The following is a 25,993-nucleotide window of genomic DNA, read 5'->3' as shown; positions in this document are numbered from 1 at the left end:
CTGACGTGCCGATAGTGCGTATGTGATAGGAAAATAATACCGGGCAGGTGAGTGGGTGCCATCAAGTAGCTTGCTATCTATTTGCATGATGACATACAATCAGCAATGTTTGTTGCCCCCCCCCTGCTAATAGGCTGCCTACCTGCCCAGCTCTCAACTCAAGGAATGAGCCATGACGCCGTCTGCTCCTCATCGCAGAGATGAATCTTCTAAAGCCATCTTTTGCAAAGCCGTGCTGCCGTTTGTATTACCGTTCAGCTTACTGCCCGCTATTGCGTTGGCCGACGATAGTTCGCTTTCCATTAAGCATGCAAACGATGGACTTGCCAGCAGTGATGATGGCCACTTTACCAGTGGCTTCGAGTTGAATTGGATGTTTACCCCCGAACCACAAAGCTGGCCCCAGCGTTTAGCGGCTGCGTTGCCGGATAGTATCATCAGTCAAGCTGATCGCGCCTCCTACCGCCTAGTGCATCAAATTTATACGCCTAATGTGATTGAGCGCCGCGAGCTGATTGAGGATGACCGCCCCTACGCGGGTTTAGTATATGGCGGTGTGTCGCTTTATGAAGATAAGCCGATGGGCCGTTGGCAGCAGGCCACCGACCTGCATTTGGATGTTGGCTTGGTAGGCCCTTCCTCCCAGGCGGATAGCATTCAGCGGGAGGTTCACCGTGTTACCGATAGTGACCGGCCGCGCGGTTGGCAAAACCAATTGGGCGATGAGGCAATCGTCAACCTGACCATGCGCCGCCAGTGGTGGTATGACACGCCTCTGGCAAGTAAACAGTTTTCCCACGGCCCCGGTGTCGGGATGGCGCTTGGCAACCTGTATACCTATGCCAGCGCTGGTTACAGCGTTCGTTGGGGCGACGATGCCCAGGGTATTCCTACGTTAACGCCTAATCCTGGCAGCCGCCATCAGCTAAATGGCAGCAGTGGCTGGCAGTGGTACCTGTTCGCAAACGTGGAGGGATATTACATGGCACAGAACCTGACGCTGGATGGCAACACCTTTAGAAATAGTCACTCAGTAGACCGTAACGAGTGGGTGGCTGATGTTTCTACCGGGCTGGCATTGGCTTGGGAAGAGTGGCAGGTAACCTTCGCAGCCGTGCAGCGCACCCGCGAGTTCGATGGCCAGGATGAACAGGATAAATTTGGTGCGTTGACGCTTACCAAGCAATTTTAATTTTTGATGAAGCCTAAATCCAGCGGATGGCATCGCACCCAGGCACTATGGTTGCTACCTTGGGTGGTGGAAGGCATCTGTCTTTCGTCACTCAGGGGTGAGCGCCAATGGAAATGGTCTTTTTTAGCGGTTGGGAAAGTTTGGCCCGTACCCTGGTGGTGGGGTTACTTGCCTACACGGTGCTGATCGTGTTTTTACGTATCTCGGGTAATCGCACGCTATCCAAAATGAACGCCTTTGATCTTATTGTGACCGTGGCTTTGGGTTCTACGCTTGCCACCGTACTGCTATCGAAAGACGTGGCGTTGGCAGAGGGTGCGCTGGCACTAGGGCTGTTGATTTCCCTGCAGTTCATCATTACGTGGCTGAGCGTGCGTGTCAGCTGGGTAAAGCGGCTCGTCACGGGGGAACCGATACTGCTGCTGTATGACGGGGAGTTATTGCAAGCGTCGCTAAGGAAGGCGAGGGTAACGCAGGATGAAGTGCGTTCTGCCGTACGCAGCAGCGGGCTTTTACGTTTAGAGGCTGCTCAGGCGGTGGTGCTGGAAACCGACGGTTCGCTAAGTGTGGTAAAGCGCGGGGAAGGAAAAGGTGAATCCAGCTTAGCAGGGGTGGGCGGCCCTTAAAGCGCAGGCTTCACCTGCTGGCCGTTCACGGGCAGCGAGCACAGTGGTAATCTTCGCCCCTTTCTTAACGCGTAAGGGCGACCTGTGAACATTAAAGCTGACCTCTCGATTCTAGATATTATTGGCCACCTGCTCATCTGGGTGTTGCTCACCATTATTACCTTTGGCATTGCGCTGTTTTTCTTTCCTTACTCCTTCGCTCGCTTCGTGATCAACCGCACCAGCGTGGTGGATAACGCAACCGGCGTAGAGCGGAAAATGGTTTGCGATATCAATATCTTCAGCAATGTTGGCCATATTATTCTGTGGATGGTGATCTCATTTCTGACCCTGGGGCTTGGCTATATTTTCTACTTTTACCGGGTGTGGAACTACGCGTTGAATAACTCTCGCCTGCAGTAATGTCAGCCCCCTCGCAAGCGAAGAGCCCCTTGTACTGCCTGCCGACCTTCGGCAGGCAGTCATTTTTTGAGAAATATTTGCATTAACGCATCTTCCTGTCCGACTCAACTCACCTTTCGCCTCCGTTGACATCCTTTGTATAGCCTCCTATATTTTCGCGAATAAAAATTACTATCATTAACATTAATATTCGCTCCGGGATCTTATACGATGAAATCTATACCTAACTTTCGTCTGCGCGCACTGAGCGTTGCGGTCGCCCTCGCTTCTACCGCTGTGGTAGCGGCGGCTAACGCGCAAGAGAACGTGAACCTTGAAACTGTTGAAGTTACCGCTGAGGCGGCTGGCCGCTTTGGCTATAGCGATGCTGAGCGCGAGCCCTCAGTAGGCAAGCTGGATGTGCCGCTGGCCGAGCAGCCCTACTCCATGTCAGTGATCGACCAAGAATTTATTCAGGATAGCGGTGCCAAAAACATTCAGGATGCGCTGCTGTATACCCCCGGCGTGTACGCGGGCAACTTCGGATTCGACACCCGTGGCGACAGCGCTAAAGTGCGCGGGCTTGATGCAGGTCGCTATTTGGATGGTTTGCGCCAAGTGTATGGCTCTTACAACACCGTGCGCACCAACGTCTACGCGCTGGAGAGCGTGGAGGTGCTGCGCGGGCCATCTTCCATGCTGTACGGCCAAGCGGATTTGGGCGGCATTATCAACGGCGTCTCTAAACTACCCCAAGAAGAGCGAAGCGGTGAGGTGTGGGCGCAGTATGGCTCCTACGACCGCAAGCAGCTGGCGTTAGACGTGACCGGGGCGGCCGATGAAGAGGGCGAGTTTCTTTATCGCCTCGTGGTGTTAACCCGTGACAGCGACACCCAGGTGGATCATGTGGAAGATGATGGCTACCTGTTTGCACCGTCGTTTACGTGGCGGCCCAGCGACGCCACCAACATTACGCTGCTACTGAACCGCCAGGAAAACAAAGGTCAGGTATCGGCGCAGTTTCTTCCCCAGGCAGGCACGTTAGCGCCGGGTTCATTAGGCTTTATTGGCTCTGAGCGATTTGTTGGCGAGCCGGGTTGGGACCGCTACGACCGGGAAAAGACCGAAACAACGCTGTTTGTCGATCACCAGCTCAACGACAGCTGGGCGTTTGCTGCCACCGCCCGCTATACCGATTCCAGCACGGAAACCCGCGAGCACTGGATCGATATTCCCAGCGTCCCCGATGCTGAGGGTAACGTCAACCGCACCATCTTCACTGCAGATGCCGAAACACGCATTCTCAATATGGATGCCCGCCTGGAAGGCGAGTTCGCGCTTGGCAATACCCAACATACCCTGGTGGCGGGTATCGACCGTCAGGACGCCCGCTGGGCTCAGGATAATTACAGCTATATGACGGGAGGGGGTGGCCAGTTCAACGTCTATAACCCTCAGTATGGCAATCTTCAGCTGGATTCGCTGAACCCCACTGACCGCCCGGATAATGAGATTGAGCAGGTCGGCGTGTATCTGGCGGACCATATCGAAGTAGGGCCAGTAGTGGTGTCCGCAGGCCTGCGTCGTGACTGGGCAGAGAATCGCACGCTGGCACTGTCTGGACCGGATACGGTCAGTGATGAAGGTGAAACCACCGGCCGGCTGGGGCTGATGTACCGCTTTGATAACGGATTCTCACCCTATGTCAGCTACTCCGAAGCGTTCGCCATGAACTTGGGTAACGACGGTACGGCCAATCCAAGCCCCTTGAAGCCTACGACCGGCGACCAGGAGGAGATTGGCTTTAAGTACGTATCTCCAGATCAATCCCTGGCCGTGAGCGCGGCGTACTTTGATATTACTCAGCAAAACCGCATTAGCGATGGCGTTACTCCGGGCGGCGTCGAGCAAGTGGGTGCCGTGGTCGATGGCTGGGAGCTACAGGTAAATAAGCGCTGGCAGCAGTTTGAAACCCAGGTCGCATACACCAACTTAAACGCCAAAAACGACGGCACCGGTATTCGCTTGCCGTATGTGGCCGAAGAGCAGGCTTCCTGGTGGAACCGCCTGTATGTGGGAAATAACTGGCGTGTTGGGGCGGGCGTTCGTTATGTCGGCGACAACGTTGGCTCTGGCGGCGCGCCGGTGGTGCCTTCCAGCACGCTGTATGATGCGATGGTGGGTTACACTATGGGCGAGTGGGATTTCTCGGTGGATCTGAAAAACGCCACCGACGAAGAGTATGTCTCCTGGTGCCGTTATGATGGCGGCGACTGTGGCTACGGCGACCGTCGCAGCGTCACGGCGAATGTGCGCTATCAGTTTTAACGCATCATGATATAACAAACGGGGCCTGCAATGAGCAGGCCCCGTTTGGTTAATGGGACTCAGTGAGTGAGCGGCGTTAGTGCGGCTGCTTGACCAGTAGCTTCACCAAACGCCGCACGATGGGGGCGACCAAGTTGATCACCGGCAGCGCGACGGCAAAGGCAAACAGCCACGCCTTGAGCCAAATCACTACAATCCCTTCCACAAGTCCCACGTTATACAGCGTTATGACCAGCGACATAATGCATGACATAAACAGTGCCATCAGGCATGAAAATATCAGCTGGGCGTATTTCGGATCGAACATCGTACGTTTTCCTAATACGCGAATTAACGCTTATCTTCGGTTTTCTCGGTGAAGTCGCTGGCGTCGTGGCGCTCGTGAAGCTGCTCGTTGGGTTCGCCCCAGGTGCGGTTTACCATGCGGCCCCGCTGTACCGCAGGGCGGGCATCAATCTCTTCGGTCCAACGCAGCACATTCGTATAGGTGTGTGCCTCGAGGAACTCAGCGGCCTCATACACGCGGTTTTTCACCAGCGCGCCGTACCAGGGGTGAATCGCTATATCGGCAATGGTGTACTCATCGCCTGCCATAAAGCGGTTGTCGGCCAAGTGACGATCCAGTACGTCTAGCTGACGTTTGACTTCCATGGTGTAGCGGTCAATCGGGTACTGGTACTTCTCTGGCGCGTAGGCGTAGAAGTGACCAAAGCCGCCGCCCAGTATGGGAGCGCTGCCCATTTGCCAGAACAGCCAAGAGAGGCACTCGGTGCGTTTGGCCGGGTCTGTAGGCAGAAATTCACCGAATTTCTCGGAGAGATAGAGCAAAATAGCCCCTGACTCAAACACCCGTTGGGGCGGGTTCATACTGTGATCCACCAGCACCGGGATCTTGGAGTTAGGGTTAGCCTCAACGAAGCCGCTGCCAAACTGGTCGCCTTCGCCGATTTGAATCAGGTGCGCATCGTACTCGGCTGCCTCAATACCTTTTTCCAGCAGCTCTTCTAGCATTACCGTGACTTTCACACCGTTGGGCGTGGCGAGGGAGTAGAGCTGTAGCGGATGTTTGCCTACCGGCAGCGCTTTATCATGGGTGGCGCCCGCTACCGGACGATTGATGTTTGCAAACTTACCGCCGTTGCCCGGCTCCCATTTCCATACGCTCGGTGGTGTATAGGTCGTATCGGTCATCATAGCCTCGCTGTTCATCAGGTAAGAAAAAAACAGTGCAATCGCCTAGCCTAGCTTACTGAGTTATCCCTACTTTATGGGGACGTAACCTTCACGGCCACCCGTGGCATGAGCATGTGCGCGGTAAGCAATCGTTTCAATCGACATTGAGTCTCTCCTGTTTATGGGGCTCAGTCGTTATGGTTGGATAGTGACTGGTACATCAGGTTAATTACGCATTCACTATTAATTTAGTGCGGCTTTATTTTGTGCGCAAGTTAAATGATCGGAAAGTTTGTAGTGCCACGGACGATAATCGCACTACTTGGCTTTTTGCAGGCTATCGCGCAGTTGAACCAAATCCTCTTTCAACTGCGTTAAGGCCTCCATAGACTTCTCGCTGGCATTCACCATACAACTGGGAATATGACGCGCCTGCTCGCGCAGGGAACGGCCTTTATCGGTCAGGAATAGCTCCACCACGCGCTCATCTTGCACGCTACGCTGGCGGTGCAATAGCTGGTCGGCTTCTAAACGCTTTAGGAGAGGAGTCAGCGAGCCAGGGTCTGTCAGTAAGCGCTTACTGAGTGTCCCTACAGTAATGCCATCTTCTTGCCAAAGTACCAGCATGGCTAGGTATTGCGGGTAAGTAAGCCCTAACTTTTTCAAAAGCGGTTTATAAACTTTTGTCATCATCAACGATGTTGAATAGAGGGCGAAGCAGAGCTGATGGTCTAGCTCTAGTTCGCTGCAAGTGTCTAACGCAGGCATGTGGACTCCAGGACAGGATGCATAGCGGGTAATGTAGCGCGCTAGGCGGTGAGTGGCTATCCCTAGACGTTGGTCGTAAGTTGGCAGTTTTGCTTTGACACCCAGCCGAATGGTCACTAGCCTTCGCTTATTGGATGTTACCGGTAACACTACGGCGTAACAGGCGCGATAGCACGGCAGCGTTCATAACCGCTTAGCAATTAGCAGTTCAGCACTCAACAACAATGAATGTTTGGAGATAACGTCATGACAGCGATTTGGCGCAACACGCTTACCTTAGTTGGTGCAACCACCCTTACTTTTGGCATGGCGCATGCCCAAAGCCCCGAGCTTTCCGACCCGCCGGCCATTGAAGGGGATGTCGTGGCGGACCACGGTAGCCATACGCTTCGCATGGGCATTGGCCTTTCTGAAACCTCTCCGCAGTTTCTCTCTAGCCAATACTTTGGCGAGATTCTAGAGCAGCGCACCGAAGGCCGTATCACGGTCAACGTGTTCCCCAACAGCCAGTTGGGCGACGATGTTCAGATGATGGAAATGCTGCAGACCGGCACGCTGGATATGACGTACCCATCTAGCTCCGCAACCACAGGCTATGTGCAAGCGCTGTCGGCGTTCGACCTACCGTTCCTGCTGCCCAGCCGTGAAGCCGCCATTGCAGTGATGCAGAGCGACGTTGCCCAAGAGATGCTAGATGGCTTTGAAGGCACTGGCTTAAAGGCACTCACTTTCTCTGAAAACGGCTACCGCCAGCTCTCTAACAGCGCGCGCCCCGTTGAAACGCCAGAAGATGTCGCAGGCCAGGATGTTCGCGGTTTGAGCGTACGTACCATGCAGAACCCGGTGCACCTGGCGATTTGGGAAGCATTAGGTGCTAACCCCACGCCGATGGCGTTTGGTGAGCTGTTCTCTGCCCTAGAGCAGGGCGTGGTCGATGGCCAGGAAAACCCCTGGAGCACCATCCTGACCTCTAACTTCAACGAAGTTCAGGATTACGGCACCGAAACCCGCCACGTCTACACACCGTTCATCATGATGCTTTCCGAGCGTACCTGGGACCGTATGGCACCCGAGTACCAAGAGCTGGTGCTGGAAGCCGCGCGTCAATCCGCCGAGTACGAAATTCAGCTCTCTGCTGAGTATGACGACTGGTCCCGTGAGCAGTTAGAAGCCCGCGGTATGCAGATCACTCGCTTGAGCGATGAGCAACTGGCCGCGTTCCAAGACGCCGTGCAGCCCGTTTATGAAGAGTGGGCGCCGCGCATTGGCGAAGATCTGATCGCTGAAATTCAACAGATCGTTGAAGATGCTAGCAACTAATACGCACCATTAAGCGCGCCATCGGGCAGGCCATTGTGCCTGCCCGACTTGTCAGTGCCCCTGGAGTTCTTATGACATCCTCCTCAACACCTCCCAACGCTGAATCCTCTTTGAGAGCGCCTACGATTGAAGATCCGTCGGTCTATTTAGACGACCCCAATCGCAAGCTGCTGGAAATTGATACTGAAACGCGTCAAGGCCCCGCGCTGTTTCGCTGGTTAACGCTTGGCATGGAGTATTTGATCGGCGCCATTTTAGTGGCGCTGATTGTGGCGGTGTCCAGCAATGTGGTGGGCCGTTCGCTATTTAACCACTCGCTGCCTTGGGTCGATGAGCTGGCGCGCATGCTGTTTATTTGGCTGGTGTTTATTGGCGCGGCCGCTGCGTTTGCCCGCTATGAGCACATTGCCGTGGATGCCTTGGTGCGGCGTTTGCCACTGCGCTTTGCGCATATGCTGTACTGCTTACAGCACCTAATTATTGCCGGTCTTATGCTGGTCATGGTGTTTGGCGGCTATCAAGTGCTGTCACGCTCCAGCGGGCGCTCTGCGATTATGGGCGTGCCTCTCAGTTTGGTCAGCCTTTCCCTCGTGCTCTGCGTCATCTTTATCGCCGCTGTGTCGCTTTGGCGGGTATGGATGAGCGTACGCATTATTGTTCAACCACACGGCCAGTCGGCCAACGCACAAGGGGAGTAATCGTCATGCTGTGGATTTTTCTCGCCATTTTATTAGTGTCGATTGTGATCGGCTTGCCCATCGCGTTTGGTTTGGGAGTGGCGGCGCTGGTCATGGCGGTGCTCTCAGATATTCCGCTCTCGATTATGATTGAGCAGTCTATTCGTGGGGTGAACAGCTTCCCGCTGCTGGCCATTCCGTTCTTTATTTTGGTCGGTGAAGTAATGAGTAACGGCGGCATCGCGCGCCGTTTGATGGAGCTTGCGGGAGCGCTGGTCGGTTTTATGCGTGGCGGCCTTGGCCAGGTAGCGATTACTGGCTCCATGTTCTTTGGCGGCATTAGTGGCTCGGCGGTGGCCGATACGGCGGCCACTGGCTCCATGATGATTCCCTCGATGAAGCAGCAGGGCTATACCGCGGCCAACGCCACGGCGATTAACACTGTCTCATCGGTGATCGGGATCATTATTCCGCCTTCTATTCCGCTAATTCTTTACGGCATCGTCACCGAAACCTCCATCAGCCGCCTGTTCATTTCCGGCATTGTGCCTGGGCTACTGATTGGCGCTGCCCTGATGGTCACCACCTATATTCTGGCCAATAAGCAGGGCGGCGGCGTGCGCCAGTTCCGCTGGGACGTGCTCTGGAAAGCCTTCAAAGACGCTTGGCTGGCCCTGGTGCTACCGGTCATCGTGATTGGCGGCATTATTGGCGGTGTGTTTACGGCCACCGAAGCGGCGGTCGCTGCACTGCTTTACTCGCTGGCGATTTCACTGCTGGTTTACCGCGAGTTCAAGCTCAGCGAACTCATGGGCATGCTGATTCGTACCGCCAGGCTGACCGGGATGGTAATGATGCTGTTGGCCTTTGCCACCGTTATTGCGTGGTTCTTGACCATCAATATGGTTCCGCAAACGTTGGTACGTCAGGTACAGGCGATTACCCAGGAGCCGTTCCTTCTGCTGCTGATTGTGGCGGCACTGTTGCTGCTGGTGGGCTTTGTAATGGACCTCACGCCGGCCATGGTCATCATGGCGCCGATGCTGGCACCTATCGTCACATCGGTCGGCGTGGATGCCGCTTACTTTGGCGTGCTGATGGCCTTCATTCTGGGGATTGGGCTACTCACGCCGCCGGTGGGCACCTGTCTTTACGTGGGCTGTGGCGTGGGTAAAGTCTCCATGGAGTCTTTGGTCAAGGCCATGTTGCCTTATTATGCCGCGCTGCTTGTGGTGCTGGTGCTGCTCATCGCCTTCCCAAGCATCGTGACTTGGTTGCCCGACCTCACCGCCGTGCGCGGTAACTGATAGGAGCCGCGTGTGACGACTGATTCAAATCATAACGGCTCATATCGCATTCTCGTCATGGGGGTGTCAGGTTCGGGGAAGTCGCATATTGGTCAGCAGTTGGCTGCGACGCTAGGTGCCACCTTCATCGATGGCGATGATCATCACTCGCCCGCTAATGTGGCCAAAATGGCCAGCGGTACACCGCTGAACGACGATGACCGTCGCGACTGGCTAGCAACCCTGGCTGGGCTATTTGCCGAGTATAAGGCGCGGGGTGAGTCGGTGGTGATTGCCTGCTCTGGCCTGAAGCGGCGCTACCGCGACCGCCTGAGAGAGGGGGATAGCGCGCTGCGTATTCTTTACCTAGAAGGCACGCATGGGCTGCTGCGCGAGCGCTTAGAAACTCGTGCCGGGCACTTCTTTAAGGGCGACAGTATGTTAGCCAGCCAGCTAGCCGACCTAGAACCACCGGCAGCAGATGAGGCGGTGACGCTCTCCATCAGACTAACACCGGCGGTGATCGTCGAGCGTTTTAGCGCCACGCTGGTACCCGAACAGAGCCGCTCATTAGGCTAAAGGAAGGGATAGGCGACGGGCTCTACTATTCGTTATGGTAGGGTTCGAGCGCCATCCATTGTACAAGGCAGCGACGCCATTGAAGAAAAAACGCCCTACATTACAAGATATTGCTGATCGCGTTGGTGCCACCAAGATGACCGTTAGCCGCTGTTTACGCGACCCGGAAACGGTATCGGAAGGGCTTCGAGAGCGCATCTTCGGCATCGCCGAGCAGCTTGGTTATATACCCAATCGCGCCCCGGATCTGCTCTCCCGCGCGACCAGTCACTCGATAGGCGTACTGGTCCCCTCGTTGACCAACCAAGTATTTGCCGACGTCATCGTGGGGATCGAAGCCCATACCGAACCGGCAGGCTATCACTTGATGCTCTCCCACTACGGCTATAGTCAGGAGCTCGAGGAGCGCAGCCTTGCCTCGCTACTGTCGTATAACGTAGATGGGGTGATTCTCTCTGACCATGATCACACGCCGCGCAGTCTACGCATGCTGGAAACGGCGGGTATTCCCATCGTCGAGATCATGGATACCCACCGCCCGCCCCTGCAGCAGGCAGTAGGCTACGACAATGTACGCGCCGCTTACGACATGGTCAGCGAGATGATTCGCCGCGGTCGTCGTCAGGTGATCTACCTCGCCGTTCGGCTCGATGAGCGTACCCGGCAACGCGAGCAGGGGTATCGTCAAGCCATGGAAGAGCAGGGGCTCACGCCGGTGACCCTGCAGAGCAGCCAGCGCTCCTCCTATACCGTCGGGGCCGCGCTGATGCAGGAAATTCAGCGCGACTACCCAGAAGCAGACGGCATTTTTTGTACCAACGACGACGTAGCCGTAGGCGCTTATTTTGAGTGTCAGCGGCAGGGCATTGATGTGCCAGAACAGATGGCGATTGCAGGCTTTCATGGGCACGACGTGGGCCAAGCGATGTCACCCCGCTTGGCCAGTGTCGTGACGCCCCGCCAAGCCATCGGTGAGGCGGCCGCCAAAGCGTTGTTGGCGCGTATTCGTGGTGAGACGTTGGCGCAGAGAGTCGTGGATTTGGGATACCGCATCGAAGCAGGCGACACGCTATAGCGGCGCGACCAAAAATCGTTTGGCGGTGTATCAGAACCTCGTTAGGCTAACGGTTCATTCTGCCATGCCCAAAGCGTACGAGGCCGCTGTGAAGATTACGCAATTAACGGTTTACCCGGTGAAATCCCTGCAGGGGATCGATGTGACCCAGAGCGAGATTCATGCCCACGGTCTCGCTTGGGATCGCCGTTGGATGCTGGTGGATGCCCAGCAACGCTTCGTCACCCAGCGCCAGCTACCTGCGCTGGCCACGATCTCCGTGGCGTTGACCTCCGATGCTCTGGTGCTCTCTCACCCCACCGTCGAGCCAATTTCCATTTCACTGGAAGAGCCCAAGGGCAACTTGCGGCTGGTATCGGTGTGGAGTGATCACTGCAAAGCGCTGCCGGAGAGCGAGGCAGTGTCCGAGTGGCTAGAGGCGGCATTGGGTGAACCGGCCAAGGGTGTGAGTCTGGTGCGTTTCGCCACTACCTTTACACGGGCGGTGGAGGACGATTTTCTGGCCGGTGGCGAGGCGCACACCTACTTTGCCGATGGTTATCCCTTTTTGATCACCACTACCGGTTCGCTGGATGCGTTGAACAACGCGCTGGTGGCGGGCGGCAATACACCGGTGCCCATGAATCGGTTTCGGCCCAATATCGTGGTGGATTGCGACGAGGCTTGGCAAGAGGATGGTTGGGCGACGATCGAGAGCGGCAGCTATCAGCTCACCCTGCGCAAACCCTGCCAGCGCTGCAAAATCACCACCGTCGACCAGCAGACCGGCACGATTCCTACTCAAGCCGAGCCACTGAAAACGCTGCTGGCACTGAATACCCAACCCCACTTGAAGGGCGCGCACTTTGGCCAAAACGCCACGTTGACGGCGGGGGAAGGTGGCGTCATTCGTGTGGGGGAAGTGGTCTCCGTAACGCCCCGCTAGGCCTAAAGCGTAGCATTTTCGTGGCAATGGCAGTGCCCAGTAGGGTAATCACCATGCCAGCAATGACCTGTAGGCTCAGCGTTTCCTCCAGCAGCACATAGCCCCACAGCAGGGCGCTAACGGGGACGAGAAACGTCACCGTCGAGGCCGCCGTTGCGCCCGCGCTTGCCAGTAAACCAAGCCAGCGAATCCTTTTTATTGTCCGCAGTGAGCGCCAGCAGTTTTATCGTCGGGGTTTAGAGGTTTCGACAGCCACATAGAATCACTGCTCAGAATCAGCTACGCTGAATGAGCACCGAACGTAACCCTGCGTTCATCCTGCGAGAAGCACACTACCCTAGGAAAGGAGAACAGAATGGATAGTAAAGCAAGCGCACATTGGGAAGGTGGTTTGAAAGATGGCCAAGGCAAAGTCGCCACGGAAAGCGGCGTACTGGATGCAGGTTACTCCTTCAAGCAGCGTTTCGAAGGCGAGCCCGGCACCAACCCAGAAGAGTTGATCGGCGCCGCACACGCCAGCTGTTTCTCGATGGCCCTATCGATGATCCTTGGTGAGAAAGGCTACACCGCCGACGCCATCGATACCCAGGCAAAAGTCACGCTGTCGCAAAGCGATGCCGGTTTTGATATCTCCAGCATTCACCTGGACGTGGAAGCCAGCGTGAGCGGTGCCGACGACGCTGCTTTTCAGGAAGCCGCCGAAACCGCCAAGGCCAACTGTCCAGTATCTAAAGTCCTCAAGGCCGATATCACGATGTCTGCCAAGTTGAAAGGCTAATATCTGGCACTGCCTTAGGGCAGCGCTTGGTAGCGTGTTGTATACCGTTGTCGCCACTCACATACGAGAAGGGCCTTGCCGAATGGCAAGGCCCTTTTTGCGAGCAATGGCTGCTATGTACTCGTTAAAGTACTGCTTAGCTCTGTGTCGCGCATCTCGTTAGCGTTGTCTTCGCTATTGTTCATCTCGGTATCGCGCTCGGTGCGAAGATCATCGTTATCAAGAAAATGCTAGATAAAGGTTAAACGGCTGCGACAGTCTGGCGAATTGACCCGCTGCCTATGGCTGTGCATATTCATTTTCATCGTCATCAAGATCGCCGTAGAGCGATAGCGACATAGAGAGATTTTCCAATGACCCTGACAGACCCTTCATGGCTGTTTCAGCCATTGAAACAGCGCTTGGCTGGCGGTGTTGTGGCATTAGGCGCTTGGCTGATGACAGCCAGCGCGATCGCCAACGATACTGAGCTGCCGAAAGGCCATTTTTTACTGCCCGAGTCGGGCAATATGGTGGGCGAAGTGTATACCGTCACTGCGAGTGAAGAGGACACGCTGCTGGATATTGCCCGAGCGCATAACGTGGGCTACGAAGAGATCCGCATGGCTAACCCGGACGTGAGTCTGTGGGTGCCTGGCGAAGGCACCGAGGTCACCATTCCGGGGCAGTTCATCCTTCCTGACGAGCCTCGCACTGGTATCGTGATCAACGTTGCCGAGCTGCGCATGTATTACTACCCCGAGGCCGAAGATGGCCATGCTCCCCGTGTCGAAACCTATCCCATCGGCATTGGCCGCGATGCCTACAATACGCCGTTGGGTATCACCGAAACCACCATGCGCTTGGAAAATCCGGCATGGTACCCGCCTGAGTCGATCCGCCGCGAGGCCGCCGAGCGTGGTGACCCGCCGCCTGCGGTCGTACCGCCTGGACCGGATAACCCGCTGGGTCAATATGCCATTTTGTTGGATATTCCCGGTTATCTGATTCATGGCACCAATCAACCTGACGGGATTGGTATGCGCGCCAGTCGCGGCTGTATTCGCATGCACCCCGAGGATATTGAGTCAGTCTTCTGGCGTGTGCCAGTGGGCACCCAAGTGAACATCATCGATGCGCCGATCAAGCTGGGGTGGGGAGCCGACGGCGAGGCCTACATTCAGGCGTTCACGGCGACCGATGAGCAGGCCTTTGGCATGGAAACGCTGTTGAACGTGGTGAGCCTGATCGAAGAGCATAAAGGGGAAGGTCGTGCCAACTACGAGCAGGTGAGCCGCGTGTTGGAAGAAGCCAGCGGCCAGATCGTGCCACTTAGCTAACCAATGTTCACTCGGCATCAGGCGGCAACGCGGGGACCAGCGAGAGCGCTACCGCCTGACGCACTAAGGCGGCCACATTGGCCGCTCCCATCGCCTTCATCGCCCGCAGTCGATACACCTCGACGGTTTTGGCGCTGATGCCCATGTGATCGGCGATTTCACGGCTGGTCATGCCCTCTGCAACATGCTGCACGATGCGCTGCTCTTTGGGGCGCAGGGCGTCGAACTCTGTTTGTAATCGTGCCAGTGCCTGGGTCTGTTGATGCTGCTGTTCGGTATGGCTGAGTGCTTGCTGCACTACATCGATGAGCTGCTGATGATTGAAGGGCTTCTCGATAAAGTCGAATGCGCCGTTCTTCAATGCTGCCACCGCCATGGGAACGTCGCCGTGACCGGTCATCATGATGAGGGGCAGGCGGCTGCCCTGGTCAACGAGCTGTTGTTGCACCTGAAGACCACTCATACCCGGCATGCGAACGTCCAGCAGTAGCGCGCCAAAGGTTTCGTGCTCCGTGGTTAAAAAGGCGTCACCGCTGGCGAAAGCGCGGGAGGTGAGCCCTACCGATTCCAATAGCCACACCAGCGATTCCCGAAGCGCGTCGTCGTCATCGACCACCGCGATGGCGCTAGTCTTGGGCGAAGAGGTAGTCGTAGGCGCATTAGCCGAGGGCATCAAACGTCGGTCTCCGTGCGTAGAAATACGTCAAAACAGGCACCTTTAGCGCTGTCGGTGCGCAGGGAGAGGGTGCCTCCCATACTTTCCACCAGTGTGCGGCTAATGGCTAGCCCCATGCCAAGCCCTTCATCACGGGTGGTAAAAAAAGCGTTAAAAATCATGGGCTGATACCTCGGGTCGACCCCCGGCCCTTCGTCCTCCACGCTTAGCGTGATTTGTCGCTGGCCGCTTCGCCGTGCGCTGACGCGCACTGTTTTGGCATCAACCACTCGACGGCTGGCAGTCAGCGCATTCAGCAATAAATTAACGATGACCTGTTCCAAGGCAATCGCGTCGCCGTAGATCCGCGGCAGCCCAGCGGGAAGCTCTACCGTTAGACCCACCGCTGCCTGTTGGTACTGCCAGTCGCAGAGCCCGCAGGCGGCTGTCACTACGTCAGCCAAAACCAGTGGGCGTACTTGATGGCTACGCTTTCGGACGAAGCTGCGCAGATGCCGCAGACGCTGGGCGAGGCGCTGTACCTGCTCGTCGATGCGCTCTAGAGGTAGTTGAAGCTCGCTGGCGAGGGGCGTGGGTTGCTGCTGGCACTTTAGCAACGCGCCGCTGGTGTAGTTGGCAATGGCGCCTAAGGGTTGATTCAGCTCGTGGGCGATATTGGAGGCAAGTTCGCCTGCGGCAGCTAGCCGGTTAGCGTGGGCAATCTGCTCTTGGTGGCGACGCGCCTGGGCTTCTGCGGCTTTGCGGGCGCTAATATCGCGATTCACCAAGGCAAAGTGACCAGGCTCTGCCCCCCGGCTGCGGTGGGCCAGTACCACACTGAGCACCGGCACGCTGCCGCTTGCGGTGCGCATCTCCAGCTCACCGCTCCATGAGCCGTAACGCTCCACGGCGGGAAATACCACCTCATTTAATAAGCGCAGCGAGTCGGCTTGGTATAGCTCACTGAGTGCAGTAGACGCTTCGTTGGGCAAGGCAAAGCAGCGGCGAGCGGCTTCGTTAGCGCTGAATACCTGCTGGTTTGGCCCTAAAAACAGCACGTAGTCGGTGGTGGATTCGACCACCTGCGCCAAACGCTCGCGAGTGGCTTCAGCCTCAATACGACGTCCAACGTCTCGGGAGACGCACAGGATATCGATCAATTCGCCGGTCTCTGTATCCCGCCGGGTGCGGCTGGTGGTTTCAAACCATACGTAATGGCCCGCTTTGGCGCGGAAACGGTAGGTTTGCTGATAGAAACCGTCGTGGTAGTAAACCCGCGGTGACTTGTTGAGCAGGTCGTTCAAATCCGCTGGGTGAAAAAGCTGATACGCGGAGACGCCGATGAGCTCGTCGGGTTCATAGCCCAGCAGCTCCCGCGCGGCCTGAGAGGCATACAAAAACGTGCCGTCTCGGGCGTGGCGGGAGATCAGGTCGGTGGTGCTCTCGGCCAGCCACTGATAGTGGCGCTTTTCCTCCTCGAGTGCGGCGTTGCGCGCTTCTAAGGTGGCCAATTTTGCTGCTAGGGTTGCCTCTCTCTTATTGCTCATAAATTAGCGGGCAGGATCTAATACGCCGCCCATGGATGCGTTGCGGCGGAACCAGCCCGCAATGCTAGCGCGAGGCTGGCGGGTGGGTAGCACTTCGTGGGGAATGGTTTCCGATAAAAAGCAGGCAAACGTACCGGCTTCGGGCACCACGCGGGCCACTTCCAGGGTTGGGTCGTCCGGGTGATAAATCACCATTTCACCGCCGCCGTCGCTCGGCCAGTCGGGGTTCAAATAGCCGACGGTGGAAATCACGCGGTTGGCCCGCCCGCGAAAGCTGTCCAAGTGGCGCTGGTAGAAGGCTCCGGCAGGGTAGTGAGCAAAGTGGGCTTCGTACTCAAACAGGCCAAGAAATAGCGCTTGGTTGAGAGACTGCTGTAGCTCTGCCATAGCATCCAGGTATCGGCGCTGAGCGTCGCTCTCTCGGTCTAGCCAATGGATAGCATCACCCCGGATATCTTTACGTAAGTGGTGCTGCTGGCCTCGGCCAATGCCAGCCTCATCCAGCGCGTCGTGTTCGGCGAGGTGGTGGATCTCGCGGTGCAGCGCTTGACACAGAGCCGAGTCGATCACCCCTTTCCCCACATACCAACCTTGTTCCACCAGCGCGTCGACCAGCTCCAAATGGGCTTGCGGGTCAAGGGCGGGAGAGTCCAGTTCAGATAAAGCGATCATTTCGTGATTCTCGTAACGGGCGCGCGTTCGGCTTTGGCCGAGCGACTGCTTGTGGGGGTGCGTCGTTCGGGGTAGTGGCGTAGGGCGCCGGGCGGGCGCTGATAAAGGTCAATCTCCATTCCAAAACCCTCGGCCAACAGCTCCACCAACATCATGGCAGATAATCCCCAAATCACGTGACCATCGACGTGATAGCTGGGCACATAGTGGGCGACGCCATCGACGGTAATCACATCGGTATGGGTGCGCTGGTCGTCTAAAAAGTGGCTGAGCGGGACTTCAAAAATAGCGTCCAGCTCCGCTGGGTCTGCCACCAGCGGTAGATCCGGTGGAATAATACCCACCCAGGGCGTCACGCGAATGCCGTGAAGCGAAATGACGTCCGACAGCCGCCCCAGGGGCTGTACCAGGCCAGGGGCTAACGCAATCTCTTCTTCTGCTTCCCGCAACGCCGTGGCGTATAGATCAGCGTCACCCGGTTCACGTTTACCGCCAGGAAAAGCGACTTGGCCACGGTGGGTATTCAAGTGGCTGGCTCGGCGAGTAAACAGTAGGGTGGGGGCAGGGCGCTCAACAATCGGCATGAGCACGGCAGCTTCCGGCAGTGCTACATGGTCTAGCCGTTGAGGGGTATGCTGTTGCAGCCGTTTGCGCAGTTTCTCTAACATAGGAGTCTCTTTACTTTGCTCTCTTTTACCCAGCCACGGTGATCATCGTCAAGCACGTTGATGCCTCGACCCACCAGCCGTAGAGAAAACGCGATGAACTTTTGTAGTCAGTGTGGTGAGAAAGTCCGGTTTGCCGTTCCCGAGGGAGACGACCGCCCCCGCTACCTGTGCGACGGCTGTGGCACGATCCACTATCAAAATCCCCGCATCGTGGCGGGTACGCTGCCGGTGAGCGGCTCCAAAGTGCTGCTCTGCAAGCGAGCGATCTCCCCTCGAAAAGGGTACTGGACGCTACCGGCGGGGTACATGGAGAACGCCGAGACCACCCAGCAGGCCGCCACGCGGGAAACCTGGGAAGAGGCGTTTGCCGAGGTCACTTTAGGCGGTCTATACACGCTGATTGATCTACCGCATATCAACCAAGTGTATATGATTTTTCTTGCCGACTTGATAGGTGACTTTGGCCCCGGGCCAGAGAGCTTGGAAGTGGAGCTGTTTGAGGAGCACGAGATCCCTTGGAATGCGCTGGCTTTTCCTACCATTGAGCGCACGCTGCGCCACTACTTTGCCGACCGTGAAAACGCTGCGTATCCGCTGCATATCAGCAAAATCACGCCTGAAGATCGCGAGCGCTATGTGGGTAGCGCCTAGTCGTCTTAAAGGTCGGCGAGCTGCCATACGTCGTAGGCGACTTCTTCATAAGGATGCGCCAGTTTGAGCGCGGCAATAGCGGCCTGAATATGCTCGTCGGCGCAGACCAGCTCGACCTTGAACTCCTCAACGGTTTCCAGCTTACCGATCTGACCAATATGTGGCTCTGCACCATCGAGGGGACGAAACTGGCCAGTACCACGCGTTTGAAAGCAGGTGTGTTCGTAATCGCCAATCCGCCCCGCGCCGGTTTCGAATACGGCGTTTTTAACGCTTTCAGCACTTTCAATGGGAACAAAAAACGCGAGCTTATACATAATCAGAGGCCTCCCTTGGGTAATGACGTAACGCTGTACTGCCAATGTTAGCGGATAGCACACTACTGGTCTTGGCGCAGGCTTTGTATGATGGCGTTTTTCAATATAAGCGGCGAACCAACCCATGGATAAGTTTGAAGTAAAGCTCGACCAAGCAGCCAGGGCTGCCTGGATGTCCTATGTGGGCGGCATGACCCAGGATGAGATTGCCACTCAGCTTGGCGTCTCACGCCCTGGCGTCCAACGCTTACTAGCCCTGGCGCGCCAAGAGGGGTTGGTGAAAGTGCATATCGATCACCCCATTTCCACCTGTATGGCGCTCGGCAGCACGCTGCGGGAGCGCTTCCAGCTGGCTTACTGCGACGTGGTGCCTGCGGACACCCAGGCCCCCGAAAGCGGCGCGTACTATCTGGCCGTGGCGGGGGCCGAGCGCATTGCGCGGCTGGTGGAGCGCAGCGAGCCGCTGACGCTCTCGCTGGGGACCGGGCGTTCGGTACGTGCGGCAGTGGAAGCGCTAAGCCGCTTGGAGCGGCCGCAGCATCGGTTTGTCTCGCTGGTGGGCAACGTGGCACGGGATGGCTCCGCCAACCGCTACGACGCCGTGATGGTGCTGGCGGATAAAACCGGCGGCGAGCGCTTTTTATTGCCTGCCCCCGTAGTGGCGGAGTCGCTGGCGGAAAAAGAGGCCATGCTGTCCCAGCGCTTGTTCAAAGCGATAGCCGATGTAGCGCGAGAGTCAGAGGCGGCGTTTATCGGCATTGGCCGTATTGACCGCCAGGCCACGCTTTTTCAAGACCACTTCATTAGCGAAAGCGAGCTAGATGAGCTGCTGGGCCGCGAAGCGGTGGGAGAGCTGCTGGGTTGGCCGCTGAACCGTCGTGGAGAGGTGATCGATTGCTCGATTACCCGACGGGTCACCAGCTTGCCGCTGGAGCGTTTTGGGAAGCACCTCATGGTGGGGATTGCCGGTGGCCGTGATAAAGCGCCTGCCATTTTAGCCGCACTGCGCGGTGGCTGGCTGAAGGGCTTGATCACCGACGAGATCGCTGCGCGGCATATCCTCGAGGCGATGGAGTGAGCGCTATCTTCGCGGTTGCAACATGCAAGCAATTGAATACATTAGCGTAAAGTCTAACGCGGCAGGCTTTGCTTTTTTTTGGCTTGCGTGCGATCTTTTGTTCGGTTGGTGATCAATAAGATCAAGGCAACAACAATGCCAATATTTGCCAAGAGGAGTGCTGTATGCGTCTCGTGCGTCATTTGCCCGTCACGACCCTAGCAGCTGCTATTGCGGTAGCTGGCCAAGCCCAGGCTCAAACTGAGATCACCGTCGCCACGGTGAACAATAATGACATGGTCATTATGCAGAGCCTGACCGATGCCTTTGAGCAAGCGCACCCGGATATCACGCTGGACTGGGTGGTACTTGAGGAGAACGTGCTGCGTCAGCGCATGACCACGGATATTGCCACCGGCGGTGGGCAGTTCGACGTGATGACCATCGGTACTTATGAAGTGCCCATTTGGGCGGAACGCGGCTGGCTTGAGCCGCTGGACAGCCTGCCCGATGACTACAACGAAGACGATCTGCTGGCATCGGTACGCGACGGCTTAAGCCTGGACGGCACGCTGCACGCCCTGCCGTTCTATGCAGAAAGCTCGATGATGTATTATCGCACCGATCTGTTTGAGCAGGCAGGCATTGAGATGCCCGAGCAGCCCACCTGGGCGCAGGTGCGCGACTGGGCCGAACAGCTCCACGGTAGCGAAGAGGGCCTGGCGGGTATCTGTTTGCGCGGCAAGCCGGGCTGGGGCGAGAACATGGCCTTTGTCTCGACGCTGGTGAACACCTTCGGCGGCCGCTGGTTTGATGAGCAGTGGAACCCGGAGCTGAACTCTGAGGCGTGGAATAACGCGATTTCGTTCTACGTAGACCTGCTCAGCAACTACGGCCCGCCAGGCGCCAGCTCCAACGGCTTTAACGAGAACCTCGCGCTCTTCTCACGCGGTAACTGCGCCATGTGGGTCGATGCTACCTCGGCGGCAGGCAAGCTCTACGACGAGAGTGAGTCCGACGTAGCCGGTACGCTTGGCTTTGCACCCGCGCCCATCGCGGAAACTCCCAAAGGTTCCCACTGGCTGTGGTCTTGGGCACTGGCTATCCCAGCCTCCTCTGAGCATAAAGAGGCAGCTCAAGAGTTCATTACCTGGGCCACTTCTGAAGAGTATATCGAGCTTGTCGGTGAGACTAACGGCTGGACCAGCGTACCGCCGGGTACTCGTGAATCCACCTACGCTAACGAGCAGTACACCTCAGCCGCGCCGTTTGCTGGCTTCGTACTTAACGCCATTAAAGAGGCCGACCCCACCGACTCTAGCCTAGAGCCGAACCCCTATGTGGGCGTGCAGTTTGTGGGTATTCCTGAGTTCCAATCGATTGGAACTCAGGTAGGCCAAACCATTGCGGCGGCGCTGACCGGTGATACGTCGGTTGAGCAGGCGCTAGATAGCGCCCAGCGTGCTACTGAGCGCACGATGCAGCGGGCGGGCTACATCGAACGTTAATGCACTCCTGCGCCTGCCCGGCCACGGGCAGGCGTTTTCGGTGGTTCTCGCAGGTCTGTTTTCTTGCAGGTATTTCCATGAATAGAACACGTGCTTCTGGCCGTACGGTCGGCGGGCTGAGAACGCTTTCGCTTCAAGCGCCCGCCGTAACGCTGCTCCTGCTCTGGATGATTGTGCCCCTAGGCATGACCATCTGGTTCTCTTTCCAGCGTTACAACTTACTGATGCCCGAGATGACCGGCTTCGCCGGGCTGGAAAACTATGAGTACCTGCTGACCGACCCCGCGCTATGGTCGGCCATGGGCACCACGCTGCTGCTGGTGGGTTGGGTGCTGGTGATTACCGTGGTGGGCGGTACGCTCTTAGCGGTTCTGTTTCAACAGGATTTTGCCGGGCGGGGCATAGCCCGCGTATTGGCGATCTCTCCCTTCTTTGTCATGCCAACGGTGAGCGCGCTGGTATGGAAAAACATGATGATGCACCCCTCTAACGGGGTGTTGGCGTGGTTAGCACAGTCGCTGGGGCTTCCTGCGCTGGACTGGTTCTCATCGCTACCGCTGACCTCCATCATCATCATCGTCTCGTGGCAGTGGCTGCCGTTTGCGCTACTGATCCTGCTGACGGCGATGCAATCGCTGGATGAAGACCAAGTGGAAGCCGCACGGATGGATGGCGCGGGGCCGCTGGCGATTTTCTTCTTTATCACGCTACCGCACCTAAAGCGGGCGATTAGCGTGGTGATCATGATTGAAATGATCTTCCTGCTGACGATTTTTGCCGAGATCTTTGTCACTACCTCCGGTGGGCCTGGGCTCGCCACCACCAACTTGGCTTATTTGATCTACATCCAAGCGCTGCTGGATTTCGATGTGGGCATGGCCTCGGCGGGTGGGGTGATCGCCATCATTCTGGCCAATATCGTCGCGATTTTCCTTGTCCGTATGGTCGCTAAGAACTTAGAAGACTGACCCCGGCACCAGGGCGTCTTGGGAGCATTTCAATGACAACTCATCGTAATAGCGCACCGGCACACACTCGCTCGTTGCCTGTCCGGCAACTGGTATTGACCCTGTTGGGCTGGTCGATCGCGCTGATTATCTTTTTCCCTATCCTGTGGATGGTGCTGACCGGTTTTAAAACCGAGACGGCGGCGATAGCCGACCCCAGCTTTCTCTTTTCACCCACGCTGGAAAGCTATCAGGAGGTGCAGGCACGCTCGGGCTATGCCCGTTTCGCGCTGAACAGCATCGCGGTGGCGTTTGGCTCTACGTTTTTAGCGCTGCTCATCGCCACTCCTTCGGCCTATGCCATGGCTTTTTTGCCCACTAAGCGCACCAAGGGCACGCTGCTGTGGATGCTCTCCACCAAAATGCTGCCGCCGGTGGGTGTTCTGGTGCCTATCTATCTGATTTTCCGCGATGTCGGGCTGCTGGACACCCGCACCGGGCTGATCATTATTTATACCTTGATGAACCTGCCCATCGTGGTGTGGATGCTCTACACCTTCTTTAAAGATATGCCCAAAGACATTCTCGAAGCGGGCCGGATGGACGGTGCCTCCACTCTGCAGGAAGTGTTCTTCCTGCTACTGCCGCTGACCCTGCCAGGGATTGCGTCGACCGGGCTGCTCTCGGTGATTTTGAGCTGGAACGAAGCGTTCTGGAGTCTCAACCTCACCTCGTCGAAAGCCGCGCCGTTGACCGCCTACATTGCCTCGTTCTCAAGCCCCGAAGGGCTGTTCTGGGCCAAGCTGTCGGCGGCTTCTACCATGGCCATCGCCCCCATCCTAATCCTCGGCTGGATGACCCAAAAACAAATGGTGCGCGGCCTGACCTTTGGCGCCGTCAAGTAAAGGAGTTCCCCATGGCAACCTTACAACTCAAGAACATTACCAAGCAGTTTGGCGACACCAAGGTCATCAAGGGCATTGATCTCGACGTTAATGATCGTGAGTTCGTGGTGTTCGTTGGCCCCTCGGGCTGCGGTAAATCCACGCTGATGCGCATGATCGCGGGCCTGGAGAGCGCCAGCGACGGCGATATTCTCATCGATGGCAAGCGCATGAACGAGGTGGGCCCCGCCGACCGCGGTTTGGCGATGGTGTTTCAAAGCTACGCGCTTTACCCGCACATGACCGTTGAGGGCAACATGGGCTTCAGCATGCGCTTGGCTGGGGTGCCCAAAGAGGAGCGCCGCGCCAAGGTGCTGGAAGCTGCCAAGATCCTTCAGCTTGAGCCGCTGCTGGATCGCAAGCCCAAAGCGCTGTCCGGCGGGCAGCGCCAGCGGGTGGCGATTGGCCGAGCGATTGTGCGCAACCCCAGCATCTTCCTGTTTGATGAGCCGCTCTCCAACCTAGACGCGGCGTTGCGGGTGCAGATGCGTATCGAGCTGGCGCGGCTGCATGAAGAGCTGGATGCCACGATGATTTACGTGACCCACGACCAGATAGAAGCCATGACCATGGCCGATAAAATCGTCGTGCTACACGATGGCGTGGTGGAGCAGGTGGGCTCGCCCATGGCGCTCTATCACCACCCGCGTAACCGCTTTGTGGCAGGCTTTATCGGCTCGCCGAAGATGAATTTCTTCAGCGTCGAGCAGCAGTCCATTGGTGATGATGGCGTCACCGTGCGCCTGCCCGGCGGGCGGCCCTGCACTATCCCTGTGGCGGGCGAACAGCTCGCCAGCGATGAAGCGCTGGAGCTGGGTATTCGTCCTGAGCATCTACAGCTGGATGAAAACGGCCCGCTGAGTGGGCAGATTAAAGTGTTGGAGCGCTTAGGCGGGCAGACCTCGCTGTACGTGCAGATGGGCGAGCTACTGATCACCATTATGGCCGATGGCGACGTGGCCTACCGGGTGAACGATACCGTGCAGTTTGGCTTTGCCGCTGAGCGTGCTCACCTGTTCGATGCCCAAGGCTTGGCGCTAGAGAGCCTGTCACAGCACCCGCTGGCCAGCCTGACCCGCCAGGATAACCGTGCGGCTACCGAGCCTGCTGCGCCAGGGGCGCAGGTATGAAAGCGCTGATTTTTGATTGTGACGGCGTCCTGGTGGATAGCGAAGCCCTGGCTGAAGAGACCCTGGAAACTCACCTTGGGCAGTGGCTGCCGGATCTGGATATTCCCACGCTGCTCAGCCAAGCCCTGGGCATGACGACCGCCGACATCCTTAAGCACTTGGCGCAGTTAAGCCGCCATCAGTTGCCGCCCGATGCCTCCGAGCGGGTCGATAGCGCCATAGAAGCGCGTCTGGCACGAGAACTTACCGCGATTGCAGGGGTTCACGACGCCGTGAGTAGTCTCGATTTACCTAAGGCCGTGGTCTCCAACAGCCGCCGCTGCCGCGTATTGGCATCGCTTGCAACAACGCAATTGGAAGAGGCGTTGGGCAATGTGCCGATTTTCACGGCCGAGCAGGTCGATAACCCTAAGCCGGACCCAGCAATTTACCGCTTGGCGGCGCATGAGCTTGGCTGCCCGCCCAGCCGCTGCCTAGTGGTTGAGGATAGCGTGGCAGGCGTTACCGCTGCCCATGCCGCCGGCATGCGGGTGATTGGTTTTGTGGGCGCCAGCCATATCGACGACGAGCAGCCTAACCGCCTGCTCGCGGCGGGTGCTTGGCGAATTTTGCCTCATATGCGCGGGCTCCGCGCCTTAGTGGACGAGTGGCAACTACATCTGCAAGGACAAGATAACAATGAAACTGCTCAATAAACGTGCCGTGATTACCGGTGGTGCCCGTGGCATCGGACTCGCCATTGCCCAGCGCTATTTGGCCGAAGGGGCCAGTGTCGTGGTGGCCGATATCGATGCCAAGGCCATCGAAGACGCGCTCACCACGCTGCAGCAGGATGCCAGCGCCGAGCGGGTTATGGGCGTAGTGCTGAACGTGTGCGACCAAGGCTCTATCGATGCCATGGTGGAGAGCGTCACCGAGCGCTTTGGTGGCATTGATATTTTGGTCAATAACGCGGCGGTGTTCGATATGGCGCCGGTGCTGGAAGTGACCCAGGCCAGCTTTGACAAACAGTTTGCGGTGAACACCAAAGGCATGTTTTTCACCCTGCAGGCCGTGGCCCGCGCCATGGTGGCCCAAGGTCAGGGAGGCAAAATTATCAATATGGCCTCCCAGGCGGGTCGGCGTGGCGAACCGCTAGTGAGTGTTTACTGCGCCAGCAAAGCCGCCGTGATTAGCCTGACCCAGTCCTGCGGGCTCGATTTGATCAAACACCGCATTAACGTCAACGGCATTGCCCCCGGCGTGGTGGATACCCCGATGTGGGAAGAGGTCGATGCGCTGTTTGCTCGCTACGAGAACCGCCCATTAGGCGAGAAAAAGCGCCTAGTGGGCGAGGCGGTGCCCTATGGCCGTATGGGGCTGCCGGAAGATCACACCGGCGCCGCCGTGTTTCTTGCCAGCCAGGATAGCGATTACGTCGTCGCCCAGACGCTCAACGTCGATGGCGGCAACTGGATGAGCTAAGACGCC

Annotated in this window: 28 protein-coding genes and 1 pseudogene; 20 read left to right on the top strand and 9 right to left on the bottom strand. The window is 57.2% G+C overall.

Going from position 1 to position 25,993, the window contains the following annotated elements:
- Positions 1-172 precede the first annotated feature (172 nt).
- The 4 genes from NH344_RS01090 (at position 173) to NH344_RS01075 (ending at position 4,527) form a co-directional block, all read left to right on the top strand.
- Complete coding sequence (locus NH344_RS01090) at positions 173-1,192, top strand: lipid A deacylase LpxR family protein (protein WP_062359332.1); 1,020 nt, start codon at positions 173-175, stop codon at positions 1,190-1,192.
- A gap of 107 nt (positions 1,193-1,299) precedes the next feature.
- Positions 1,300-1,818, top strand: a complete 519-nt coding sequence (locus NH344_RS01085) for a YetF domain-containing protein (RefSeq protein ID WP_062359331.1) — start codon at positions 1,300-1,302, stop codon at positions 1,816-1,818.
- Between the two features lie 84 nt (positions 1,819-1,902).
- Positions 1,903-2,220 carry a DUF6693 family protein gene (locus NH344_RS01080; protein ID WP_044627911.1) on the top strand — a complete coding sequence of 106 codons (318 nt, stop codon included), beginning with the start codon at positions 1,903-1,905 and terminating at the stop codon, positions 2,218-2,220.
- Between the two features lie 210 nt (positions 2,221-2,430).
- Entirely contained in the window at positions 2,431-4,527 is a 2,097-nt protein-coding gene (locus NH344_RS01075; RefSeq protein WP_230834349.1) for a TonB-dependent siderophore receptor, read from the top strand.
- A gap of 76 nt (positions 4,528-4,603) precedes the next feature.
- Here NH344_RS01075 and NH344_RS01070 read toward each other — a convergent pair whose 3' ends face one another.
- The 3 genes from NH344_RS01070 to NH344_RS01060 all read right to left on the bottom strand — a co-directional run bounded on the left by NH344_RS01070 (position 4,604) and on the right by NH344_RS01060 (position 6,468).
- Positions 4,604-4,834: a DUF2798 domain-containing protein gene (locus NH344_RS01070; protein WP_159341449.1), complete on the bottom strand. Its 231-nt coding sequence runs from the start codon at positions 4,832-4,834 to the stop codon at positions 4,604-4,606.
- 23 nt (positions 4,835-4,857) lie between these two features.
- Positions 4,858-5,718: a glutathione-dependent disulfide-bond oxidoreductase gene (yghU, locus tag NH344_RS01065; RefSeq protein WP_253027394.1), complete on the bottom strand. Its 861-nt coding sequence runs from the start codon at positions 5,716-5,718 to the stop codon at positions 4,858-4,860.
- A 300-nt stretch (positions 5,719-6,018) separates the two neighbouring features.
- A complete protein-coding gene (locus NH344_RS01060) occupies positions 6,019-6,468 on the bottom strand; it encodes a MarR family transcriptional regulator (RefSeq protein ID WP_253027393.1) in 450 nt (149 codons plus the stop codon).
- A 246-nt stretch (positions 6,469-6,714) separates the two neighbouring features.
- Here NH344_RS01060 and NH344_RS01055 point away from each other — a divergent pair, with 246 nt between their 5' ends.
- The 6 genes from NH344_RS01055 to NH344_RS01030 all read left to right on the top strand — a co-directional run bounded on the left by NH344_RS01055 (position 6,715) and on the right by NH344_RS01030 (position 12,330).
- Positions 6,715-7,788, top strand: coding sequence for a TRAP transporter substrate-binding protein (locus NH344_RS01055; protein ID WP_044627907.1), 1,074 nt, complete (start codon positions 6,715-6,717; stop codon positions 7,786-7,788).
- Positions 7,789-7,859: 71 nt separating this feature from the next.
- Positions 7,860-8,486 carry a TRAP transporter small permease gene (locus tag NH344_RS01050; RefSeq protein ID WP_054640931.1) on the top strand — a complete coding sequence of 209 codons (627 nt, stop codon included), beginning with the start codon at positions 7,860-7,862 and terminating at the stop codon, positions 8,484-8,486.
- Between the two features lie 5 nt (positions 8,487-8,491).
- The gene (locus NH344_RS01045; protein WP_044627905.1) at positions 8,492-9,772 is read left to right on the top strand and encodes a TRAP transporter large permease; all 1,281 of its coding nucleotides are present in this window, start codon (positions 8,492-8,494) and stop codon (positions 9,770-9,772) included.
- A gap of 57 nt (positions 9,773-9,829) precedes the next feature.
- Entirely contained in the window at positions 9,830-10,330 is a 501-nt protein-coding gene (locus tag NH344_RS01040) for a gluconokinase (protein WP_054640942.1), read from the top strand.
- A gap of 79 nt (positions 10,331-10,409) precedes the next feature.
- Complete coding sequence (gene gntR / locus NH344_RS01035; RefSeq protein ID WP_044627950.1) at positions 10,410-11,405, top strand: gluconate operon transcriptional repressor GntR; 996 nt, start codon at positions 10,410-10,412, stop codon at positions 11,403-11,405.
- An 88-nt stretch (positions 11,406-11,493) separates the two neighbouring features.
- Positions 11,494-12,330: an MOSC N-terminal beta barrel domain-containing protein gene (locus NH344_RS01030; RefSeq protein ID WP_044627949.1), complete on the top strand. Its 837-nt coding sequence runs from the start codon at positions 11,494-11,496 to the stop codon at positions 12,328-12,330.
- Here NH344_RS01030 and NH344_RS01025 read toward each other — a convergent pair.
- Positions 12,290-12,508: pseudogene (locus tag NH344_RS01025) on the bottom strand (EamA family transporter); the annotation flags it as partial. The gene NH344_RS01030 and the pseudogene NH344_RS01025 overlap by 41 nt on opposite strands.
- A 177-nt stretch (positions 12,509-12,685) precedes the next feature.
- On the opposite strand from NH344_RS01025, the gene NH344_RS01020 reads away from it, so the two are divergent.
- Entirely contained in the window at positions 12,686-13,108 is a 423-nt protein-coding gene (locus NH344_RS01020; protein ID WP_044627904.1) for an OsmC family protein, read from the top strand.
- Positions 13,109-13,545: 437 nt separating this feature from the next.
- The gene (locus NH344_RS01015) at positions 13,546-14,427 is read left to right on the top strand and encodes a L,D-transpeptidase family protein (RefSeq protein WP_228219175.1); all 882 of its coding nucleotides are present in this window, start codon (positions 13,546-13,548) and stop codon (positions 14,425-14,427) included.
- A gap of 7 nt (positions 14,428-14,434) precedes the next feature.
- Here the strand turns inward: NH344_RS01015 and NH344_RS01010 are convergent, their stop codons facing one another.
- The 4 genes from NH344_RS01010 to NH344_RS00995 are packed head-to-tail and all read right to left on the bottom strand — an operon-like array spanning position 14,435 to position 17,969.
- A complete protein-coding gene (locus NH344_RS01010; RefSeq protein WP_044627902.1) occupies positions 14,435-15,100 on the bottom strand; it encodes a sigma-70 family RNA polymerase sigma factor in 666 nt (221 codons plus the stop codon).
- Positions 15,100-16,629, bottom strand: a complete 1,530-nt coding sequence (locus NH344_RS01005; RefSeq protein ID WP_044627901.1) for an ATP-binding protein — start codon at positions 16,627-16,629, stop codon at positions 15,100-15,102. The genes NH344_RS01010 and NH344_RS01005 overlap by 1 nt, the downstream gene beginning before the upstream one ends.
- Positions 16,630-16,632: 3 nt before the next feature.
- Positions 16,633-17,301, bottom strand: a complete 669-nt coding sequence (locus NH344_RS01000) for a 2OG-Fe(II) oxygenase (protein ID WP_044627900.1) — start codon at positions 17,299-17,301, stop codon at positions 16,633-16,635.
- Complete coding sequence (locus tag NH344_RS00995) at positions 17,298-17,969, bottom strand: CoA pyrophosphatase (protein ID WP_058576938.1); 672 nt, start codon at positions 17,967-17,969, stop codon at positions 17,298-17,300. Before NH344_RS00995 ends, NH344_RS01000 begins: the two co-directional genes overlap by 4 nt.
- Before the next feature lie 93 nt (positions 17,970-18,062).
- Here NH344_RS00995 and NH344_RS00990 point away from each other — a divergent pair, with 93 nt between their 5' ends.
- A complete protein-coding gene (locus NH344_RS00990; protein WP_044627898.1) occupies positions 18,063-18,620 on the top strand; it encodes an NUDIX hydrolase in 558 nt (185 codons plus the stop codon).
- Between the two features lie 5 nt (positions 18,621-18,625).
- On the opposite strand, the gene NH344_RS00985 is transcribed toward NH344_RS00990, so the two are convergent.
- Entirely contained in the window at positions 18,626-18,937 is a 312-nt protein-coding gene (locus NH344_RS00985) for an NGG1p interacting factor 3 protein, NIF3 (protein ID WP_044627897.1), read from the bottom strand.
- 124 nt (positions 18,938-19,061) lie between these two features.
- Here NH344_RS00985 and NH344_RS00980 point away from each other — a divergent pair, with 124 nt between their 5' ends.
- From NH344_RS00980 to NH344_RS00950, 7 genes are all read left to right on the top strand, one after another.
- On the top strand, positions 19,062-20,015 hold the full coding sequence (locus NH344_RS00980; RefSeq protein WP_062359324.1) for a sugar-binding transcriptional regulator: 954 nt from the start codon (positions 19,062-19,064) through the stop codon (positions 20,013-20,015).
- Positions 20,016-20,179: 164 nt separating this feature from the next.
- Complete coding sequence (locus NH344_RS00975; protein WP_253027392.1) at positions 20,180-21,502, top strand: sugar ABC transporter substrate-binding protein; 1,323 nt, start codon at positions 20,180-20,182, stop codon at positions 21,500-21,502.
- Between the two features lie 77 nt (positions 21,503-21,579).
- The gene (locus tag NH344_RS00970; RefSeq protein WP_062359322.1) at positions 21,580-22,470 is read left to right on the top strand and encodes a sugar ABC transporter permease; all 891 of its coding nucleotides are present in this window, start codon (positions 21,580-21,582) and stop codon (positions 22,468-22,470) included.
- 32 nt (positions 22,471-22,502) lie between these two features.
- Positions 22,503-23,354 (top strand): carbohydrate ABC transporter permease, encoded by an 852-nt coding sequence (locus NH344_RS00965; RefSeq protein WP_253027390.1) that lies wholly within the window; start codon positions 22,503-22,505, stop codon positions 23,352-23,354.
- 11 nt (positions 23,355-23,365) lie between these two features.
- Positions 23,366-24,523, top strand: a complete 1,158-nt coding sequence (ugpC, locus tag NH344_RS00960) for a sn-glycerol-3-phosphate ABC transporter ATP-binding protein UgpC (RefSeq protein ID WP_253017011.1) — start codon at positions 23,366-23,368, stop codon at positions 24,521-24,523.
- A complete protein-coding gene (locus NH344_RS00955) occupies positions 24,520-25,218 on the top strand; it encodes an HAD-IA family hydrolase (protein WP_253027388.1) in 699 nt (232 codons plus the stop codon). Before ugpC ends, NH344_RS00955 begins: the two co-directional genes overlap by 4 nt.
- A complete protein-coding gene (locus NH344_RS00950) occupies positions 25,202-25,987 on the top strand; it encodes an L-iditol 2-dehydrogenase (RefSeq protein WP_054640932.1) in 786 nt (261 codons plus the stop codon). The genes NH344_RS00955 and NH344_RS00950 overlap by 17 nt, the downstream gene beginning before the upstream one ends.
- Positions 25,988-25,993: the final 6 nt, after the last annotated feature.

Origin of the sequence: Halomonas sp. Ps84H-12, assembly GCF_024124725.1 — a bacterium.
In the GTDB taxonomy this organism is placed as follows: domain Bacteria; phylum Pseudomonadota; class Gammaproteobacteria; order Pseudomonadales; family Halomonadaceae; genus Vreelandella; species Vreelandella aquamarina.
This window is presented reverse-complemented; position numbering and strand designations above follow the sequence as displayed.

What these genes read in the sequence shown, in the direction of transcription:
- NH344_RS00985 (WP_044627897.1), bottom strand. Translation starts at nt 18,937, where the DNA reads ATGTATAAGCTCGCGTTTTTTGTTCCCATTGAAAGTGCTGAAAGCGTT.
- NH344_RS01075 (WP_230834349.1), top strand. Translation starts at nt 2,431, where the DNA reads ATGAAATCTATACCTAACTTTCGTCTGCGCGCACTGAGCGTTGCGGTC.
- NH344_RS00965 (WP_253027390.1), top strand. Translation starts at nt 22,503, where the DNA reads ATGACAACTCATCGTAATAGCGCACCGGCACACACTCGCTCGTTGCCT.
- NH344_RS01060 (WP_253027393.1), bottom strand. Translation starts at nt 6,468, where the DNA reads ATGCCTGCGTTAGACACTTGCAGCGAACTAGAGCTAGACCATCAGCTC.
- NH344_RS01000 (WP_044627900.1), bottom strand. Translation starts at nt 17,301, where the DNA reads ATGATCGCTTTATCTGAACTGGACTCTCCCGCCCTTGACCCGCAAGCC.
- NH344_RS00970 (WP_062359322.1), top strand. Translation starts at nt 21,580, where the DNA reads ATGAATAGAACACGTGCTTCTGGCCGTACGGTCGGCGGGCTGAGAACG.
- NH344_RS01085 (WP_062359331.1), top strand. Translation starts at nt 1,300, where the DNA reads ATGGAAATGGTCTTTTTTAGCGGTTGGGAAAGTTTGGCCCGTACCCTG.
- NH344_RS01045 (WP_044627905.1), top strand. Translation starts at nt 8,492, where the DNA reads ATGCTGTGGATTTTTCTCGCCATTTTATTAGTGTCGATTGTGATCGGC.
- NH344_RS00980 (WP_062359324.1), top strand. Translation starts at nt 19,062, where the DNA reads ATGGATAAGTTTGAAGTAAAGCTCGACCAAGCAGCCAGGGCTGCCTGG.
- NH344_RS00955 (WP_253027388.1), top strand. Translation starts at nt 24,520, where the DNA reads ATGAAAGCGCTGATTTTTGATTGTGACGGCGTCCTGGTGGATAGCGAA.
- yghU (WP_253027394.1), bottom strand. Translation starts at nt 5,718, where the DNA reads ATGACCGATACGACCTATACACCACCGAGCGTATGGAAATGGGAGCCG.
- ugpC (WP_253017011.1), top strand. Translation starts at nt 23,366, where the DNA reads ATGGCAACCTTACAACTCAAGAACATTACCAAGCAGTTTGGCGACACC.
- NH344_RS00990 (WP_044627898.1), top strand. Translation starts at nt 18,063, where the DNA reads ATGAACTTTTGTAGTCAGTGTGGTGAGAAAGTCCGGTTTGCCGTTCCC.
- NH344_RS00975 (WP_253027392.1), top strand. Translation starts at nt 20,180, where the DNA reads ATGCGTCTCGTGCGTCATTTGCCCGTCACGACCCTAGCAGCTGCTATT.
- NH344_RS01050 (WP_054640931.1), top strand. Translation starts at nt 7,860, where the DNA reads ATGACATCCTCCTCAACACCTCCCAACGCTGAATCCTCTTTGAGAGCG.
- NH344_RS01055 (WP_044627907.1), top strand. Translation starts at nt 6,715, where the DNA reads ATGACAGCGATTTGGCGCAACACGCTTACCTTAGTTGGTGCAACCACC.
- NH344_RS01010 (WP_044627902.1), bottom strand. Translation starts at nt 15,100, where the DNA reads ATGCCCTCGGCTAATGCGCCTACGACTACCTCTTCGCCCAAGACTAGC.
- NH344_RS01040 (WP_054640942.1), top strand. Translation starts at nt 9,830, where the DNA reads ATGGGGGTGTCAGGTTCGGGGAAGTCGCATATTGGTCAGCAGTTGGCT.
- NH344_RS01005 (WP_044627901.1), bottom strand. Translation starts at nt 16,629, where the DNA reads ATGAGCAATAAGAGAGAGGCAACCCTAGCAGCAAAATTGGCCACCTTA.
- NH344_RS00950 (WP_054640932.1), top strand. Translation starts at nt 25,202, where the DNA reads ATGAAACTGCTCAATAAACGTGCCGTGATTACCGGTGGTGCCCGTGGC.
- NH344_RS01015 (WP_228219175.1), top strand. Translation starts at nt 13,546, where the DNA reads ATGACAGCCAGCGCGATCGCCAACGATACTGAGCTGCCGAAAGGCCAT.
- NH344_RS00995 (WP_058576938.1), bottom strand. Translation starts at nt 17,969, where the DNA reads ATGTTAGAGAAACTGCGCAAACGGCTGCAACAGCATACCCCTCAACGG.
- NH344_RS01020 (WP_044627904.1), top strand. Translation starts at nt 12,686, where the DNA reads ATGGATAGTAAAGCAAGCGCACATTGGGAAGGTGGTTTGAAAGATGGC.
- NH344_RS01070 (WP_159341449.1), bottom strand. Translation starts at nt 4,834, where the DNA reads ATGTTCGATCCGAAATACGCCCAGCTGATATTTTCATGCCTGATGGCA.
- NH344_RS01090 (WP_062359332.1), top strand. Translation starts at nt 173, where the DNA reads ATGACGCCGTCTGCTCCTCATCGCAGAGATGAATCTTCTAAAGCCATC.